This window comes from Nocardioides fonticola (assembly GCF_039536805.1).
Classification (GTDB): Bacteria; Actinomycetota; Actinomycetes; order Propionibacteriales; family Nocardioidaceae; genus Nocardioides; species Nocardioides fonticola.
Genome location: NZ_BAAAZH010000004.1, coordinates 1 through 15,604, shown reverse-complemented (window position 1 = coordinate 15,604; position 15,604 = coordinate 1). Strand labels below are relative to the sequence as shown.

Annotated in this window: 14 protein-coding genes and 1 pseudogene; 10 read left to right on the top strand and 5 right to left on the bottom strand. The window is 75.0% G+C overall.

The annotated features are described in order from the left end of the window. The 4 genes and pseudogenes from ABD671_RS02835 to ABD671_RS02820 form a co-directional block, all read left to right on the top strand. Positions 1-816: pseudogene (locus tag ABD671_RS02835) on the top strand (hypothetical protein); the annotation flags it as partial. Continuing rightward, positions 813-1,904, top strand: a complete 1,092-nt coding sequence (locus tag ABD671_RS02830) for an energy-coupling factor transporter transmembrane component T family protein (RefSeq protein WP_344731703.1) — start codon at positions 813-815, stop codon at positions 1,902-1,904. The pseudogene ABD671_RS02835 and the gene ABD671_RS02830, both read left to right, overlap by 4 nt. Continuing rightward, positions 1,901-3,496: an ABC transporter ATP-binding protein gene (locus ABD671_RS02825; protein WP_344731701.1), complete on the top strand. Its 1,596-nt coding sequence runs from the start codon at positions 1,901-1,903 to the stop codon at positions 3,494-3,496. Before ABD671_RS02830 ends, ABD671_RS02825 begins: the two co-directional genes overlap by 4 nt. Next, positions 3,493-4,437 (top strand): ECF transporter S component, encoded by a 945-nt coding sequence (locus ABD671_RS02820; protein WP_344731700.1) that lies wholly within the window; start codon positions 3,493-3,495, stop codon positions 4,435-4,437. Before ABD671_RS02825 ends, ABD671_RS02820 begins: the two co-directional genes overlap by 4 nt. An 802-nt stretch (positions 4,438-5,239) precedes the next feature. Here ABD671_RS02820 and ABD671_RS02815 read toward each other — a convergent pair. The 3 genes from ABD671_RS02815 to ABD671_RS02805 all read right to left on the bottom strand — a co-directional run bounded on the left by ABD671_RS02815 (position 5,240) and on the right by ABD671_RS02805 (position 7,477). Beyond that, the gene (locus ABD671_RS02815; RefSeq protein WP_344731699.1) at positions 5,240-6,154 is read right to left on the bottom strand and encodes an alpha/beta fold hydrolase; all 915 of its coding nucleotides are present in this window, start codon (positions 6,152-6,154) and stop codon (positions 5,240-5,242) included. A gap of 184 nt (positions 6,155-6,338) precedes the next feature. Then, on the bottom strand, positions 6,339-6,548 hold the full coding sequence (locus ABD671_RS02810) for a hypothetical protein (RefSeq protein WP_344731698.1): 210 nt from the start codon (positions 6,546-6,548) through the stop codon (positions 6,339-6,341). A gap of 65 nt (positions 6,549-6,613) precedes the next feature. Next, the gene (locus tag ABD671_RS02805) at positions 6,614-7,477 is read right to left on the bottom strand and encodes an EamA family transporter (RefSeq protein WP_344731697.1); all 864 of its coding nucleotides are present in this window, start codon (positions 7,475-7,477) and stop codon (positions 6,614-6,616) included. 83 nt (positions 7,478-7,560) lie between these two features. Here ABD671_RS02805 and ABD671_RS02800 point away from each other — a divergent pair, with 83 nt between their 5' ends. The 4 genes from ABD671_RS02800 (at position 7,561) to ABD671_RS02785 (ending at position 11,735) form a co-directional block, all read left to right on the top strand. After that, positions 7,561-8,025 (top strand): SRPBCC family protein, encoded by a 465-nt coding sequence (locus ABD671_RS02800; protein ID WP_344731696.1) that lies wholly within the window; start codon positions 7,561-7,563, stop codon positions 8,023-8,025. A gap of 149 nt (positions 8,026-8,174) precedes the next feature. Next, positions 8,175-9,899, top strand: coding sequence for a dihydroxy-acid dehydratase (gene ilvD, locus ABD671_RS02795; RefSeq protein ID WP_344731695.1), 1,725 nt, complete (start codon positions 8,175-8,177; stop codon positions 9,897-9,899). 88 nt (positions 9,900-9,987) lie between these two features. Beyond that, complete coding sequence (locus ABD671_RS02790) at positions 9,988-10,647, top strand: SseB family protein (protein ID WP_344731694.1); 660 nt, start codon at positions 9,988-9,990, stop codon at positions 10,645-10,647. A gap of 41 nt (positions 10,648-10,688) precedes the next feature. Beyond that, positions 10,689-11,735 (top strand): hypothetical protein, encoded by a 1,047-nt coding sequence (locus tag ABD671_RS02785; RefSeq protein ID WP_344731693.1) that lies wholly within the window; start codon positions 10,689-10,691, stop codon positions 11,733-11,735. A gap of 18 nt (positions 11,736-11,753) precedes the next feature. Here ABD671_RS02785 and ABD671_RS02780 read toward each other — a convergent pair whose 3' ends face one another. Together ABD671_RS02780 and ABD671_RS02775 are read right to left on the bottom strand one after the other, a co-directional pair. Beyond that, entirely contained in the window at positions 11,754-12,332 is a 579-nt protein-coding gene (locus ABD671_RS02780) for a hypothetical protein (protein WP_344731692.1), read from the bottom strand. Between the two features lie 94 nt (positions 12,333-12,426). Beyond that, on the bottom strand, positions 12,427-12,957 hold the full coding sequence (locus ABD671_RS02775) for a DUF1990 domain-containing protein (RefSeq protein ID WP_344731691.1): 531 nt from the start codon (positions 12,955-12,957) through the stop codon (positions 12,427-12,429). Positions 12,958-13,036: 79 nt separating this feature from the next. On the opposite strand from ABD671_RS02775, the gene ABD671_RS02770 reads away from it, so the two are divergent. Together ABD671_RS02770 and ABD671_RS02765 are read left to right on the top strand one after the other, a co-directional pair. Continuing rightward, positions 13,037-14,260, top strand: coding sequence for a kynureninase (locus ABD671_RS02770; RefSeq protein ID WP_344731690.1), 1,224 nt, complete (start codon positions 13,037-13,039; stop codon positions 14,258-14,260). Positions 14,261-14,300: 40 nt separating this feature from the next. After that, a complete protein-coding gene (locus ABD671_RS02765) occupies positions 14,301-15,524 on the top strand; it encodes an FAD-binding domain-containing protein (RefSeq protein WP_344731689.1) in 1,224 nt (407 codons plus the stop codon). Positions 15,525-15,604 lie beyond the last annotated feature (80 nt).

Genomic DNA, 15,604 nt, shown 5'->3' with positions numbered 1-15,604 from the left:
CTGACGGCGCCGACGGCTCCGCCGGCCGCTGCCGCCGCCTGCGGGAGCGCCACCGGCGTCACCGTCGTCGTCGAGCACAACGACCTCGGCGGGGGCGCCGATCTCGACTGCGTCGCCGACGGCGGCGGCGACACGGCGTCCGCGCTGTTCCCGGCGGCCGGTCACCCGCTCACCTACGCCCAGCGCCAGCCCGGCTACGTCTGCCGCGTCGACGGCGTGCCGACCTCCGACCCGTGCGTCAACACCTCCCCGGCCAGCGCCTACTGGGCGCTCTACTGGACCGACGGCACCTCCGGCACGTGGGCCTACAGCACGCTGGGTGTCGGGTCGCTGCGGATCCCGGACGGCGGTTCGGTGGCCTTCGTGTGGGACGACCAGTCCGGCGACGTCCGGCCCACCACCGCGGCGCCGGTGCGCCCGGCCGCCAGCCCCTCGCCGACCCCGACGACCCGCCCGACCCGCACGGGCGGTGGAGGCGGCGGCTCGACCGCGACCACGCCGCGCCCCTCCGGATCGGCCGCCACGGCGAGCTCGGACGCCGCGACCGCCGGCCCGTCGGCGTCGACCTCGTCGTCGGGGGATCCCTCCGACACCGCGAGTCCTGCGGCGGGAGCGAGTACGACGCCCACCGCCTCCTCGGGATCGGCCGGGTCGGACGCCTCGGACGCCGCGACCGAGGAGGCCGAGCCCGCGGCCGCAGCGACGGACTCGCCGACGGACGGTCTGCCCGGCTGGGTGCCCGCCCTCGTCGTCCTCGTGCTCGCCGCAGCCGCCGGCGGCGTCGCCCTGGCGCGCCGCGCGGGGAGCCGGTCGTGAGCGCGCTGCTCGCCGCCGAACCGCGGCTGCGTCGCGACCTGCACCCGGCTGCCTGGTGGGCCTGGGCGATCGGCCTGGCGACGGCGGCGTCCTTCACCACCAACCCGTACTCGCTGCTGCTGCTCCTCGGCGCCAGCGGCCTGGTGGTCGCCGCCCGCCGCGGCGACCAGCCGTGGGCCGCCAGCTACCGGCTCTACCTGTGGCTGGGCCTGTTCATCGTGCTCACCCGGGTGATCTTCCGCCTGCTGCTCGGCGGCGCCTACCCGGGCACGGTGATCCTCGACCTGCCCAGCATCCCGCTGCCGGACGCCGCCGCCGGGATCGTCCTGCTCGGCCCGGTCACCCGCGAGGCCCTGCTCGCCGGGCTCTACGACGGACTGCGCCTGGCCACCATCGTGGTCTGCATCGGTGCCGCCAACGCGCTGGGCAACCCCAAGCGGCTGCTGCGTTCGGTGCCGCCGGCGCTCTACGAGATCGGCACGGCGCTCGTCGTCGCGGTCACCGTCTTCCCGCAGTTCGCCGAGAGCGTGCGGCGGGTGCGTGCCGCCCAGACCCTGCGCGCCGGCAGCGAGCGCCGCCTCGGTCGGACGCGGCGCTTCCTCGTGCCGGTGCTGGAGGACGCGCTCGACCACTCGCTCGCCCTCGCCGCCGGCATGGACACCCGCGGCTACGGCCGCAGCGGCGACCGGACGCCGTCCGAGAGGCGCCGCACCGGCACGCTGATGATCGCGGGCCTGCTCGGCATCTGTGTCGGCGTGTACGCGACCCTCGACGCCACCGCGCCGCGGGTGCTGGCCGCCCCGATGTGGATCCTCGGGGTGCTGTTAGCGATCGCCGGGCTGATCAGCGCCGGACGCTCGGTGAACGTTACCCGCTACCGCCCCGACCCATGGCGCACCGCCGAGACCGTGGCCCTGCTCGGCGGACTCGGCGCCGCCGTCCTGGCCTGGTGGGTCAGTCGGCACCAGATCACGATCGCCTACCCCGACCCGGCCGCCACGCCCACGGTGAGCGTGGCGGTGCTCGCCGGCACCGCGCTCGCCGTCCTCGGCGGCCTGCTCGCCCCGGCCCCGGAGGTGCGCTCGTGATCCGGCTGCGCGACATCAGCGTCGGCTACGACGACCGCCTCGTGCTCGACGGCGTCGACCTCGACATCGCCGAGGGTGAGCTCGTGCTCGTCTCCGGTCCGACCGGGGTCGGCAAGTCGACGCTGCTCGGCGTCGTCACCGGTCTGGTGCCGCGTTTCTCCGGCGGCGTCCTGCACGGCGACGTGCTGCTCGACGGCGTCAGCATCGTGCGCACCCCGCCGCGCGAGCGCGCCCACGCGATCGGCTACGTCGGCCAGGACCCCGCGCGCGGCTTCGTCACCGACACCGTCGAGGAGGAGCTCGCCTACGGCATGGAGCAGCTCGGCCTCGCGCCGGCGACCATGCGGCGCCGGGTGGAGGAGACCCTCGACCTGCTCGGCATCGCCGACCTCCGCCAGCGCGACCTGCGCACGCTCTCGGGCGGCCAGCAGCAGCGGGTGGCGATCGGCTCCGTCCTCACCACGCACCCGCGCCTGCTGGTGCTCGACGAGCCGACCTCGGCGCTCGACCCCACCGCCGCCGAGGACGTGCTGGCCACCCTGACCCGGCTCGTGCACGACCTCGGCCTCTCGGTGCTGCTGGCCGAGCACCGGCTCGAGCGGGTCGTGCCCTTCGCTGACACCATGTGCTTGCTCACCGGCGACGGTCGGGTGCGCGTCGGTGAGCCCGCCGACCTGCTCGTCGACTCCCCGGTGGTGCCGCCGATCGTAGAGCTCGGCCGGGCCGCCGGGTGGAAGCCGCTGCCGCTCAACGTGCGCGACGCCCGCCGCCGGGTGCGCGGGCTGCCCGACGGGTGGGGCGACCGCGTGCTCGCCGATCTCGCCGACCGGCCGGTGCCGGCCGACGCCGTCGCGGTGCTGGAGGCCAGCGACGTCACCGTCGCCCACGGCACGCTGGTGGCGCTGCGCGAGGTCGACCTCGCGCTGACCGCAGGGCGGGTCACCGCGCTCATGGGCCGCAACGGGGCGGGCAAGTCGACCCTGCTGTGGACCCTCCAGGGCACCCGGGCCCGGCGTGCCGGCCGGCTGCGCGCCGACGGCGTCGACCCAGCGGGCCTCGCGCCCGGCGTACGCCGTCAGCATGTCGGCCTGCTGCCGCAGAACGCCGCCGACCTGCTCTACCTCGAGACCGTGGCCGCCGAGTGCGCGGCCGGCGACGGCGGCACCGGCGCCTGCCGGCGGCTGCTCGACCGGCTCGTCCCGGGCATCCCGGACGACGCCCACCCGCGCGACCTCTCCGAGGGGCAGCGGCTCGCGCTGGCGCTGGCCCTCGTGCTCGTCGCCGAACCGCCGGTAGTGCTGCTCGACGAACCGACCCGCGGACTCGACTACGCCGCCAAGCACGCGCTCGCCGCGACCCTGCGCGACCTCGCGGCCCGCGGACACGCCGTCCTCGTAGCCACCCACGACGTGGAGTTCGTGGCCCAGTGCGCCGACGACGTCGTCGTGCTGGCCGAGGGCGAGGTCGTCTCGACCGGCCCCGTGCGGCGCGTGGTCGCGGAGTCGCCGGCGTTCGCGCCGCAGGTCACCAAGGTGCTCGGCGCGCCCTGGCTGCGGGTCGAGGAGGTCCTCACCGCCTGGGAGTCGGCGTGAGCCGGACGACGCCGGCCGCCGTCCCGCTGTCGCGTCGCTCGCTGGCCGTGCTGGCGCTCGCCTCGCTCGGCGGGTTGATGGCGTTCGTCTGGCCGCTGCTGCTGCACGTGCAGCCCGGGGACGACGTCCAGCCGCCGTTCCTCTTCCTGGCCCTGCTGCCGGTGATCGTGCTGGTCGTGCTGGCCGAGATCAGCGAGGGCGGCCTCGACCCGCGCGTGCTCGCGATCCTGGGGGTGCTCAGCGCCGTCAACGCCCTCGCGCGGGCCCTCTCGCCGGGCATCGCCGGCATCGAACTGGTCTTCTTCCTGCTGGTGCTGGCCGGGCGGGTCTACGGGCCGGGGTTCGGGTTCGTGCTCGGGTGCACCTCGCTGTTCGCCTCGGCGCTGCTGACGGCGGGCGTCGGCCCCTGGCTGCCCTATCAGATGCTCTGCGCGGCCTGGGTCGGCATGGGCGCCGGGCTGCTGCCGCGCCGCGTGCGCGGGCGTGCCGAGATCGCGCTGCTGGTGGCCTACGGCGTCGTGGCGGCCTACCTGTTCGGCGCGCTGATGAACCTCTCGACCTGGCCCTTCAGTCTCGGCATCGTGGTGCCCGGCCACGACGGCGGGCTCTCCTTCGTCGCAGGCGACCCGATCGTGGAGAACCTGCGCCGCTTCGGCGTCTACACCCTCCTCACCTCGACGGGCGGCTGGGACACCCTGCGGGCCGTCACCAACGCGGTCGCGATCGTCGTCCTCGGCCCCGCCGTCCTGGCGACGCTGCGGCGTGCGAGCCGACGCGCCCTGATCGCGGGAGTCGTGGCGGCTCAGGACGACGCGTCGGCCGTGGGATCGGACGCCGGGGCGGTGCCGGGATCGACCTCCACGGTGGTGTCGTCGGCGGTGAGCCAGAACACCGGCCCGCGGTCGAGCAGCGCCCCGATCGAGCCGTCGACCAGCGGGTAGCCGACGGGGTTGCCCGCGCGGTCGCCGTCGACGTCGAGGTGCCACAGGCGTCCGGCGTCGGTGCCGATCCACAGCGCCGCGTCGTCGGGGCGCGGCAGGATCGCCGTCGGCCGTTCGGTGGTGTTCCAGGCGGTCACGGGCGCGATCGTCACGCTGGATCCGACGATCGTGCCGACCCCGACCTGGATCGTGCCGGTGCCGGGTGCCGCCGCCCAGACCCGGTCGCCGTCGAGCGCCACCGCGGGTGTGACGGTCGCGGACGGGTCGGCGGAGAGGGCGGAGGCGTCGACGCTGATCGGGGTGCCCGACGCCGTGAGCAGGACGGCGTCGCCGGCCGGAGTAGGCGCTCCCAGGCGTCCCCGCGGCGCACCCCGATCGTTCCAGGCGACCGACCGGACGACGCTCGCGCCGTCCTCGCGCAGCAGGACGACGGCCCGCGTGCGCGCGGGATCGGGGACGGCGAGCGCCAACGGCGTCCCCTCGAGCCGGGCCAGCCGGGCCGGACCACCGCGACCGAGCAGGTCGAGCCGCCCGGGCCGGGCGATGAGGATGCCGGTGTCGGTCGTGGCGGTCGCGACCGCGCCGTCGACGGTGCGCAGCCGGCGTCCGAGCGTCGGCGCCTCCTCGCCGGTCGGCAGCGTGGGGGCCGAGGTGTCAGGCGCCGCCGGACTCGGCGCCGGAGCCATGGAGGTGACCGACACCGTCACCTCGGTGCCCTGCTGCAGGCAGCCGGCGGTCGTGCAGGCGGCCGCGGCCAGCAGGGCGGCGAGCGCCGGACGCCGGATGCTCGGGCGCACGGCCGTCAGCCGACGCGGTCGAGGAAGTCGAGGAGGAGCCGGTGCACTTCCTCGGGGTGCTCCATCGCGATGAAGTGGGTGCCGTCGAGCTCGGTGAAGGTGGCGCCGGGGATGCGGGCGGCGGCCGAGGCCATGTCGCGCGAGCCGGCCAGGACGTCCCAGCGGCCGGCGACGAAGGCGGCGGGCACCCGGATGTTGCGCAGCGAGACCCGGGCGTGCTCGGAGGTGCGCAGCGCGAGGTGGAAGTACCAGCCCAGCGGCGTGCTGAGCAGTTCGCGGATCGCGAGGGAGGCCAGCGCCGGGTCGCTGACCGGGAGCATGAAGCCGGAGTGGCTGATGAGGCGGACGGCGTTGGGGCCGATCGGCAGGCGCGAGGCGACCGGGGAGAGCACCGGGCCCGCCAGCTTGAGCACACGGGTGGCGTTCACGGTGAGGGTGCGGGCGACCGGGTGGGGGAGGCGCAGCGGCCCGAGCATGGTGGCGAAGGTGTCACCGGGCACGCCCGCGACGGCGAAGAGGCCGGCTACGCGCTCGGGGTGGCGGAACGCGAGCTCGAACATCGTGTTGACGCCCATCGACCAGCCCATCAGCACCGGCCGGTCGAGTCCGAAGTGGTCCATGACCGAGAGGCCGTCCTCGACGAACTCCTCGATGCCGCACCGGTCGGGGTCGGCCGGACGCGCGGAGCCGCCGACGCCGCGGTGGTACCAGGAGACCACCCGGATCTCGCAGTCGGGATCGACGAGCGCAGGCCACGCGTAGGGGTTGGTGCCGAGCCCGTTGCACAGCAGCACGGTGGGCCCGGTCTTGGTGCCGTCGGGGTCGTTGGTCCAGGCCCGCAGGCGGGTGCCGTCGTCCGAGAGCACCTGGTGGTGGGCGAGGGGCACCTGACGGGCGGCGCGTGGCGCAGAGGTCCGCATGGGCCGATTGTGCCCGAGGGCCGACCTCGCGGGGGTCGTTCGTGGGCGACCTCGCACGCCGGCGCCCGGGGTGTCGGGGGCTCGCGAGCATGTAACGCGGGGTTACACACCTCTATGCACCCCTTGTAAGGGTCGGGTAGTGGTGGGTAACCGCGCGTTACAAGCGGACGGGCGCAGATACGGCTCAGGCGTTCCCGCGGCTGGGCTGGCGAGCGTCCTGGGCGGCCAGGAAGGCCTCGACGTCGTCGCGTTCGGCGCGGATCTCGGCGAGCGCGGCGCTGGCGGTGCGGGCGTTCGCGCAGGCACGGCGCTGCGACTCCCTCGACCAGCGGTCGAGGCGCTCGCGGGCGCCGGCGAGGACGGTGAGCAACGGGGTGGTCCGAGAGGGGGTCATGGCGGGAGCTCCGGAGGGATCGTGCGGACGCGGGCGAGTCTAGTGCGACGCCGGAGACCGACCGATCACGTCGGGATGACGGGCTCGTGAACGCGATCGGCCGTCGTCCGTGCCGTGGCCCGCGTCGCGCCGGCGCTCGCGACGACCACGCAGCCGATCGCCAGCCACTCCCGCGGCCCGAGGCGCTCGCCGACGACGAGCAGCCCGGCGAGGGCGGCGGCGGCCGGCTCCAGGCTCATCAGCACCCCGAAGACGGACGGCGTGATCCGGCGCAGCGCGACGAGCTCGCAGGTGTAGGGCACCACCGAGCTGAGCAGCCCGACGAGCGCTCCGAGGAGCAGGAGCCGCCCGTCGCCGAGCACCTCCGGCGCGACGGTGAGCACGTACGGCGTCAGCGCGGCGGTGGCGATCGTGCTGGCCAGGGCCAGGCCGTCCACCCCCTCCCACCGGGCGCCCGTGCGGGCGCTGAGCAGAATGTAGGCGGCCCACGCCGCCCCCGCCAGCAGGGCGAACGCCGTCCCGGCGGGCGTCAGCCGGCCATCGCCCAGCCCGAGCAGCAGGACGCCGGTCGCGGCCAGGGCGACCCACAACAGGTCGCGCAGGCGCCGCGAGCCCGCGACGGCCAGCAGCAGCGGCCCGGCGAACTCGATCGTGACCGCCAGGCCCAGCGGGATGCGGGCGAAGGACTGGTAGATGGCCCAGTTCATCGTGCCGAGCGCGACCCCGAAGCCGACGACGGTCGTCCAGTCCGCGCGCGAGCGCCCGGCCAGGCGCGGGCGCGCCAGGGCGAGCAGCACCAGCGTCGAGGTCGCGAGCCGCAGCCACACGATGGTGGTGGGGGAGACCTCGTCGAAGAGCGTCTTGGCGACGCCGGCCCCGAACTGCACCGAGACGATGCCCACGAGCACGAGGAGCACCGGTGTCCGCACCCGCCCACCGTAGGCGACCGGCGGGCCGCCGCCTGCGAGCGGGACGGGTGACGGGCCGTCGCCGCGGGCGTACCCTCACCGCCATGCCCGACTTCGAGGTGGAGCGCCGCACCCGCATCGCGGCCGACCCCGCTCGCGTGCGCGATCTCATCGACGACCTGCGCGCCTGGCAGGCGTGGTCGCCCTGGGAGGGCCTGGACGCCGACCTGCGCCGCACCTACAGCGGCCCCGCCCGCGGTGTCGGCTCCACCTACGCGTGGTCGGGCAACCGCAAGGCCGGGCAGGGATCCATCGAGATCCTCGCCTCCGGTCCCGAGGAGGTCGTGATGGCGCTGCGGTTCCTCAAGCCGTTCAAGGCCGACAACCGTGTCGTCTTCCACCTCGAACCGACCGGGCCCGGCGGCGCGGAGACCGACGTCGCCTGGCGGATGACCGGCCGCAGCACCGGACTCCCCGGGCTCATCGGACGGCTCGTGCCGATGGACCGGCTCGTCGGCAAGGACTTCGAGCGGGGTCTGGCCCAGCTGAAGGACGCCGCCGAGGCGTGACCCCCGACCTCGGCAGGGCCCCGGCCTGATCTCGGCCTGACCTCGGCCTGACCTCGGCCTGACCTCGGCCTGACCTCGGCCTGACCGCGGCCTGACCGCGCTGCGGGACCGGGCGGACGCCGTCCGGGGCCGGGATTAGGCTGGCGGGCATGACCGGCTCCGACGCCTCCTCGCAGGACTCGCACGACCCGAAGCCCGACTCGGCACCCGACCTCAAGCCCCGCTCCCGCGACGTCACCGACGGCCTGGAGCGCGCGGCGTCCCGCGGCATGCTGCGCGCCGTCGGGATGGGCGACGACGACTGGGAGAAGCCCCAGATCGGCGTCGCCTCGAGCTGGAACGAGATCACCCCCTGCAACCTCTCCCTCGACCGGCTGGCCAAGGCCGTCAAGAACGGCGTCCACGCCGCCGGCGGCTACCCGCTGGAGTTCGGCACCATCTCGGTCTCCGACGGCATCTCCATGGGCCACGAGGGCATGCACTTCTCGCTGGTCTCCCGCGAGGTCATCGCCGACTCCGTCGAGGTCGTCATGAACGCCGAGCGGCTCGACGGCTCGGTGCTGCTGGCCGGCTGCGACAAGTCGCTGCCCGGCATGCTCATGGCTGCCGCCCGCCTCGACCTCGCCAGCGTCTTCCTCTACGCCGGCTCGATCATGCCCGGCAACGTCGACGGCCGCGACGTCACCATCATCGACGCCTTCGAGGCCGTCGGCGCCTGCCTGGCCGGCAAGATCAGCCGCGACGAGGTCGACCGCATCGAACGAGCCATCTGCCCGGGCGAGGGCGCGTGCGGCGGCATGTACACCGCCAACACCATGGCCTCGGTCGGCGAGGCGCTGGGCATGTCGCTGCCCGGCTCGGCCGCACCGCCGGCCGTCGACCGGCGCCGCGACGGCTTCGCGCACAAGTCCGGCGAGGCCGTGGTCAACCTGCTGCGCCAGGGCATCACCGCCCGCCAGATCATGACCCTGGAGGCCTTCGAGAACGCCATCACCGTCGTCATGGCCCTCGGCGGCTCCACCAACGCCGTCCTGCACCTGCTGGCCATCGCCCGCGAGGCCGAGGTGCCGCTCACCATCGACGACTTCAACCGCGTCGGCGACAAGGTCCCGCACCTCGGCGATCTCAAGCCGTTCGGCAAGTACGTCATGAACGACGTCGACAAGATCGGCGGCATCCCGGTGGTCATGAAGGCCCTGCTCGACGCCGGCCTCCTGCACGGCGACTGCCTGACCGTCACCGGCAAGACGATGGCCGAGAACCTCGCCGAGATCGCGCCGCCGCCGGTCGACGACGACGTCATCCGCAGCCTGACCCGCCCGATCCACCGCACCGGCGGCATCACCATCCTCAAGGGCTCGCTGGCCCCCGAGGGTGCGGTGGTCAAGAGCGCCGGCTTCGACGAGACCGTCTTCCGCGGCACCGCGCGGGTCTTCGACGGCGAGCGCGACGCCATGGACGCCCTCGCCGAGGGCCGCATCGTGGCCGGCGACGTCGTCGTCATCCGCTACGAGGGCCCCAAGGGCGGCCCGGGCATGCGCGAGATGCTCGCCATCACCGGCGCCATCAAGGGCGCCGGCCTCGGCAAGGACGTCCTGCTGCTCACCGACGGTCGCTTCTCCGGCGGCACCACCGGCCTGTGCGTGGGTCACGTGGCGCCCGAGGCCGTCGACGGCGGCCCGATCGCCTTCGTGCGCGACGGCGACATCATCACCCTCGACGTCCTCAACCGCAGCCTCGAGGTCGAGCAGGGCGAGGACTGGGAGTCGCGCAAGGAGGGCTGGGCCCCGCGTCCGCCGAAGTACACCAAGGGCGTGCTCGGCAAGTACGCGCGCATCGTCTCCTCGGCCGCGCACGGCGCGGTGACCGGCTGACGGCCGCACCACGACCACCGCGTAGGGTCGTCCGGGCATCCACCCGGGCGACCCTTCGTCGTCCCGGGCCCCGAACCGAGGAGGACCCGTGGCCGAGCCGTCGATCGTGACGAAGTGGGACTTCCTCTTCGCCTGGCTGCTGATCGGCGTCGAGCGCGCCGAGGGCCGCTTCAGCGCCGCCGACACCCCGAAGGGCGCGCAGGCCGTGGCGGTCTTCACCGACGAGGACCTCGCCCGCCGGGCACTCCCGGACGACGTCTTCGACATCAAGGTCATCAGCGCCCGCGACCTGCTGATGATGATGCCCCCGGGCTACGGCATCGTGATCGACCCGGGCGGCGAGGTCGGCGTGGCCATCGAGGCCTCCGAGGCGCTCGACCTGGTGCGCTTCACCGCCCCCTTCCCCGAGGGGGCGCGCAGCCAGCTCGCGCTCTGGCCCGACCTCCCGCAGGCCGCCCGCGAGGCCGTGGCCCATGAGGTCGCCGGGGTCGAGGGCGCCGGCCGGGTCTGGGCGCTCTCCTACACCATCGACGACAGCCCGCGGCTGGGCTGCCTGGTCTTCGAGGCGTCGGACGACGCCGTCCGCGACGCCGCCGCCGACGCGATCGTGCGCGCCCTCGCGGCCGTCGAGGAGGCCGGTCCCGTGGAGGGCCTGGAGGTCGCCACGGTGAACATCGTGCCGATCACCGACCTGCCCGACGAGCTGCGCGCCGCCCTGCCCGACCAGGCCCTGCTGCCGACGACCTGAGCCCGGTCCGCGCCGTCCCGGTCCGCCCCGGTCGATCCGTCATGAGCCAGCCCGAGCCGCCCCGGCCCGATGCCCGGTGGGCGGTGCTCGCGCTCGTGCTGCTGCTCCTGGTCGGCCTGATCGCCGTGGCCTGGGGTGTCGCCCATCCGCAGGCGCTCAGCGCCTCCCCTCCGGCGGCACCGGCGGCACCGGCGGTGCTCCCGAACCCGCTCGGCACGCCGCCGCCGTCGCCGGGCGCGCCGGACCCGACCGCACCGTCCGGCACGCCCACGAGCACGCCGACGGCCCGACCGACGACTCGGCCGACCCTGCCGTGGGGCGGGCGACGGATCTTCGCCGGCGACGACCTCCTGGTCGCCTACTACGGCACCGCCGGCACCGGAGCGCTCGGCGTCCTCGGGGAGACGAGTCCGGCCCGCATGCAGCAGCAGTTGGAACGGGCGGCGGCAGCGTTCCGGCGGCCGGGTCGGCCGGTCCGGCTGGTCTACGAGCTCATCGTCACCATCGCCGACCGCTCGCCGGGGCCCGACCGCAGCTACAGCCACCCGTTGAGCCGTGCGGCGGTCGAGCCCTACGTGCGCGCGGCGCGACGGCACGGAGCCCTCCTGCTGCTCGACATCCAGCCGGGCCATCAACGGTTCCTCCCCGCCGCCCGGCACTGGGCCTGGGCCCTGCGGCAGCCGGAGGTCGGGCTCGCCCTCGACCCCGAGTGGCGGCTGCCGCGCGGCGTCGTCCCGGCACAACAGGTGGGTTCGGTCTCCGCCGCCGAGATCAACCGCACCTCGGCCTGGCTCGCCGACCTCGTGCGACGGCACGACCTGCCCGAGAAGCTCTTCGTGCTCCACCAGTTCCGCACCGCGATGATCCGCGACATCGACGCCGTCCGGTCGCGGCCGGGGCTGGCGATGGTGCAGCACGTCGACGGGTTCGGCACCCGCTCGGAGAAGCGGGCCACCTACCGGGTCGTCGCGCGGCCCGACCTGTTCAGGATGGGTTTCAAGCTCTTCTACGACGAGGACGTGCGCCGCATGGGCCCGGCCGAGGTGTTCGCGCTGCGACCCCGGGTGCGGTTCGTCAGCTTCCAGTAGGGCCAGCCGGACCCAGGCTCAGCCGAAGCAGGGCTGGCGGTCGTCGAAGACCAGCATCTCGAAGACGCGGCGGCCCCGCTCCATCCCGAACTGGTAGTGACGGTGGCCGGCGAGGTCGACCGTGCGGTACCCGTTGTCGGAGATCGCGGACACGTCGGGGTACGCCTTCTCCAGCTCCTTGCGGGTGCTGCCCAGGCCGATGCCCTCGGGGGTGCGGACGTCGCCGCTGGCGAAGAGGGCGACGACGCCGAGTCCGCGGGCCAGGTAGCCGTGGATCGGCTCGGCGTCCGGGTCGCTGCTCGGGAGGACGAGGGGGCGGCACAGGTCGCCGGGCTTCCCCGTCAGCCGCGCTCCGTGCTTGCGGGCCTCGCGTGCCGAGTCGCCGATGTGCACGCGACCGACGCCGCGGTGGCCGAGCACGCGGGTCTCGGTCGAGGTGCCGGTCGAGGTGCCGGCCGAGCTGCCGGCCGAGGTGCTGGCCGGCGTGCCGACGGCGCTGGGTGCGCCCTGCGCCGCGGTCGAGGCGCAGGCGGTCGAGGCGGCGGCGAGGGTCGCGAGGACGACGATCGCGGTGGCGGGGCGGCGCAGGACGTTCATGGGGTGCTCCCGAGGGGTGCGGGACGCCGGCGGCGCCCAGGTGGATCGGTCGCCGCTTCGATGCCGACGGGCCCGCTTCGGTTGCCGCGCCCGGTCAGTCGACGTCGAGGGCGCGCAGGTACCGGTCGGCCATCACCCGCTGGGCGATCCGACCGATCGGGCCGGCCGCGCGCGTCAACGGGCTGGCGGGCCGCGAGTAGGCGCGCACCGTGAAGACCACCGAGCCGTCGCCGCCGCGCTCGAGCAGGAACAGCTCCTCGCCGGCCTCCGGGTGGCCGGCGAGCGTGCCGTAGGCGAATCCGCGGCGGTCGGCCTCGTCGAGCACGCCGACGACGCGGCACGGTGCCGGCAGCCCGAGCGGCCCGAGGCCCAACCGCATCAGGACGACGGCCTCGGTGGCGATCGGCCCCGGCTCAGCGCGCACGCTCAGACCGGAGCCGCGCTGGGCCTCCCAGGCGAGCAGCCGCGCGGCGGCGGCGTCCAGGTCGCGCGTGCGCAACCTGCGCGAGCGGGTGAGCTCGTGCGTGCCGGGCGGACGGCGTCCGATCAGGGTCGAGCCCACGTGGTCGTAGGAGTAGGGGGTCGCCCGCAGGCGCTCGATCTCGGCCCGCGTCAGCTCTCGCACGACCTCCAGTGTGGCGCGAGCGGCAAGCCCGGCCCTGCGCCTGCGGCGCGGGAGATCGCGGCCGAGTAGCGTCGGCCCCGTGTCGACCACCCCCAGCACCCGTGCCGCCGACCTCGACGCGGCCGACCCGCTAGCCCCGCATCGCGACCTCTTCGTCGGCGCCGAGACCCCGCTCGTCTACTTCGACGGCAACTCGCTGGGGCGGCCCCTGCGCAGCACCGGTCCGCGCATCGCGGCGTTCGTCGAGGAGACCTGGGGCGGTCGGCTGATCCGCGGCTGGGACGAGCAGTGGCTCGACCTCCCGCGCCGCGTCGGCGACGACATCGGCCGGATCTGCCTGGGCGCGGCCCCCGGCCAGACGATCGTCGGCGACTCCACGACCGTGCTGCTCTACAAGGCGATGCGTGCGGCCGTCGCGGCCCGGCCGGGGCGCACCGAGATCGTCCTCGACACCGACAACTTCCCGACCGACCGCTACGTGGCGGCGGCCGTGGCCGAGGAGTGCGGGCTCACCCTGCGCTGGATCGAGGTCGACCTCGAGACCGGCGTCCACCCCGAGCAGCTGACCGACGCCGTCGGGCCGGCCACGGCCCTGGTCGTGCTCAGCCACGTGGCCTACCGCTCGGCCTGGCTGGCCGACGGGCCGGCCCTCACCGCGATCGCCCACGACGCGGGGGCGCTGGTGCTCTGGGACCTCAGCCACTCCGGCGGATCGGTCGAGCTCGCCCTCGACGCCTGGGACGTCGATCTCGCGGTCGGCTGCACCTACAAGTACCTCAACGGCGGCCCCGGTGCGCCCGCGTACGTGTATGTCGCCGCACGCCTGATCGACGACCTGCAGCAGCCGATCCGAGGATGGATCGGGCATGCCGAGCCCTTCCTCATGGGGCCCGACTTCGCGCCGGCGCCGGGGATCCGCCGGATGCTCTCGGGCACCCCGCCGGTGCTCGGGATGCTCGCGATGCAGGACATGCTCGGCCTGCTCGAGCAGGTCGGTATGGCGGCGGTACGCGCCAAGTCGGTGGCGCTCACCGGCTTCGCGATCGAGCTGGCCGACGAGCTGCTCGCACCCCACGGCGTCCGGGTGGCCTCGCCGCGGGAGTCCGCTCGCCGCGGCGGACACGTCACCCTCCAGCACCCGGCGATGCGCGAGGTGGTCGCGGCCCTGTGGGAGCGCGACGTCATCCCCGACTACCGCGACCCGGGCGGTCTGCGCCTGGGTCTCTCGCCGCTCTCGACCTCCTTCGCCGAGGTCGAGACCGGCATGGTGCGGGTGGCCGAGGAGGTCGCGCGCCGGGCCTGAGCCGGGCTGTGGGCTTCGGCCTGTCGGCTACACAGGTGGGGTGCTCCTGCCTGTGCCTCCCGACCCCACCCGCGACCCCGACGCCGTCCGCGCCTGGGTCGCCGAGTATCTCGGCGACCTCGCGCTCGAGGGGCCCGACGGCGTCCGACCGGGCGCCCTGCGGGGCGGCCAGGCGGCCGCCGACGCCGCGCTCGCCGGGCTGGAGGTGCGCGGCTACGCGGCGCGACGCAGCAACGTGCTGCCCGTCGGGTCGCGCGGAGCGACCCGGCTCTCGCCCTACCTGCGCCACGGCCTGCTGACGCTGCGCGAGGTCTGGGACGCCGCCGCCGACGCGCCCTTCCGCGACCGGGAGAAGTACCGCGACGAGCTGATGTGGCAGGAGTACTCCCGGCACCTCTACGCCCGGGTCGGGACGGCGTCGGGCCGGGCCCTGCGCAACGAGCAGCCCCGCACCCCGCAACCCTGGGACGACCCGTGGCCGGTGCGCATGCGCTGCATGGAGGAGGTGCTCGGCGAGCTCCATCGCGACGGGTGGCTGGTGAACCAGACCCGCATGTGGATGGCCTCCCAGTGGGCGGTTCGCGGGGGCGCGGACTGGCGCGACGGCGAGGACGCCTTCTTCGCGCACCTGCTCGACGGCTCGCGGGCGGCCAACCGGCTCGGCTGGCAGTGGACCGTCGGCACCGGCTCGGGCAAGCCCTACGGGTTCAGCCGCTGGCAGGTCGAGAAGCGCGCGCCCCAGCTGTGCGGCTCCTGCTCGCTCGCCGCGCGCTGCCCCATCGAGCAGTGGCCCGACACCCCGCCGCTGGCCGAGGCACCGGGCCCCGACCTCGGTCGCGGGGAGATCCCGGCCGGCCCCGACCGCGTCGTCGGCGGGGGAGCAGACCTTGTCTGGCTCACCGCCGAGTCCCTCGGGGACGCCGACCCCGCGCTCGCCGCCGACCCCGACCGGCCGGCCGTGTTCGTCTTCGACGAGCCGCTCCTGCGGCGGCTGCGGCTCTCGGGCAAGCGGCTGGTCTTCCTCGCCGAGTCGCTCGGCGACCTCGCCGCGCGGCGCGAGCTGGAGGTGCGGCGCGGCGTCGTCGCCGACGAGCTCGCGGGCCGCAGCCTGGCGGTCACCCACGCCCCGGTGCCCGGCTTCGCCGTCCGCTCGCGTGCCGTCGCCCCCGTCGAGATCCACCCGTGGCCGTGGCTGGTGCGGCCGCGTCCGGCCCCGGTGCGCTCCTACACGGGGTGGCGCAAGGCGATCGGGGTGCCGGGGTAGGGGCTGTCAGGTTTCCCCGGTCAGCCGGGGCGCTTTCGGGCGGTCAGTGCAACAGGAGGTCGGTGATGACCTCTGAGGGT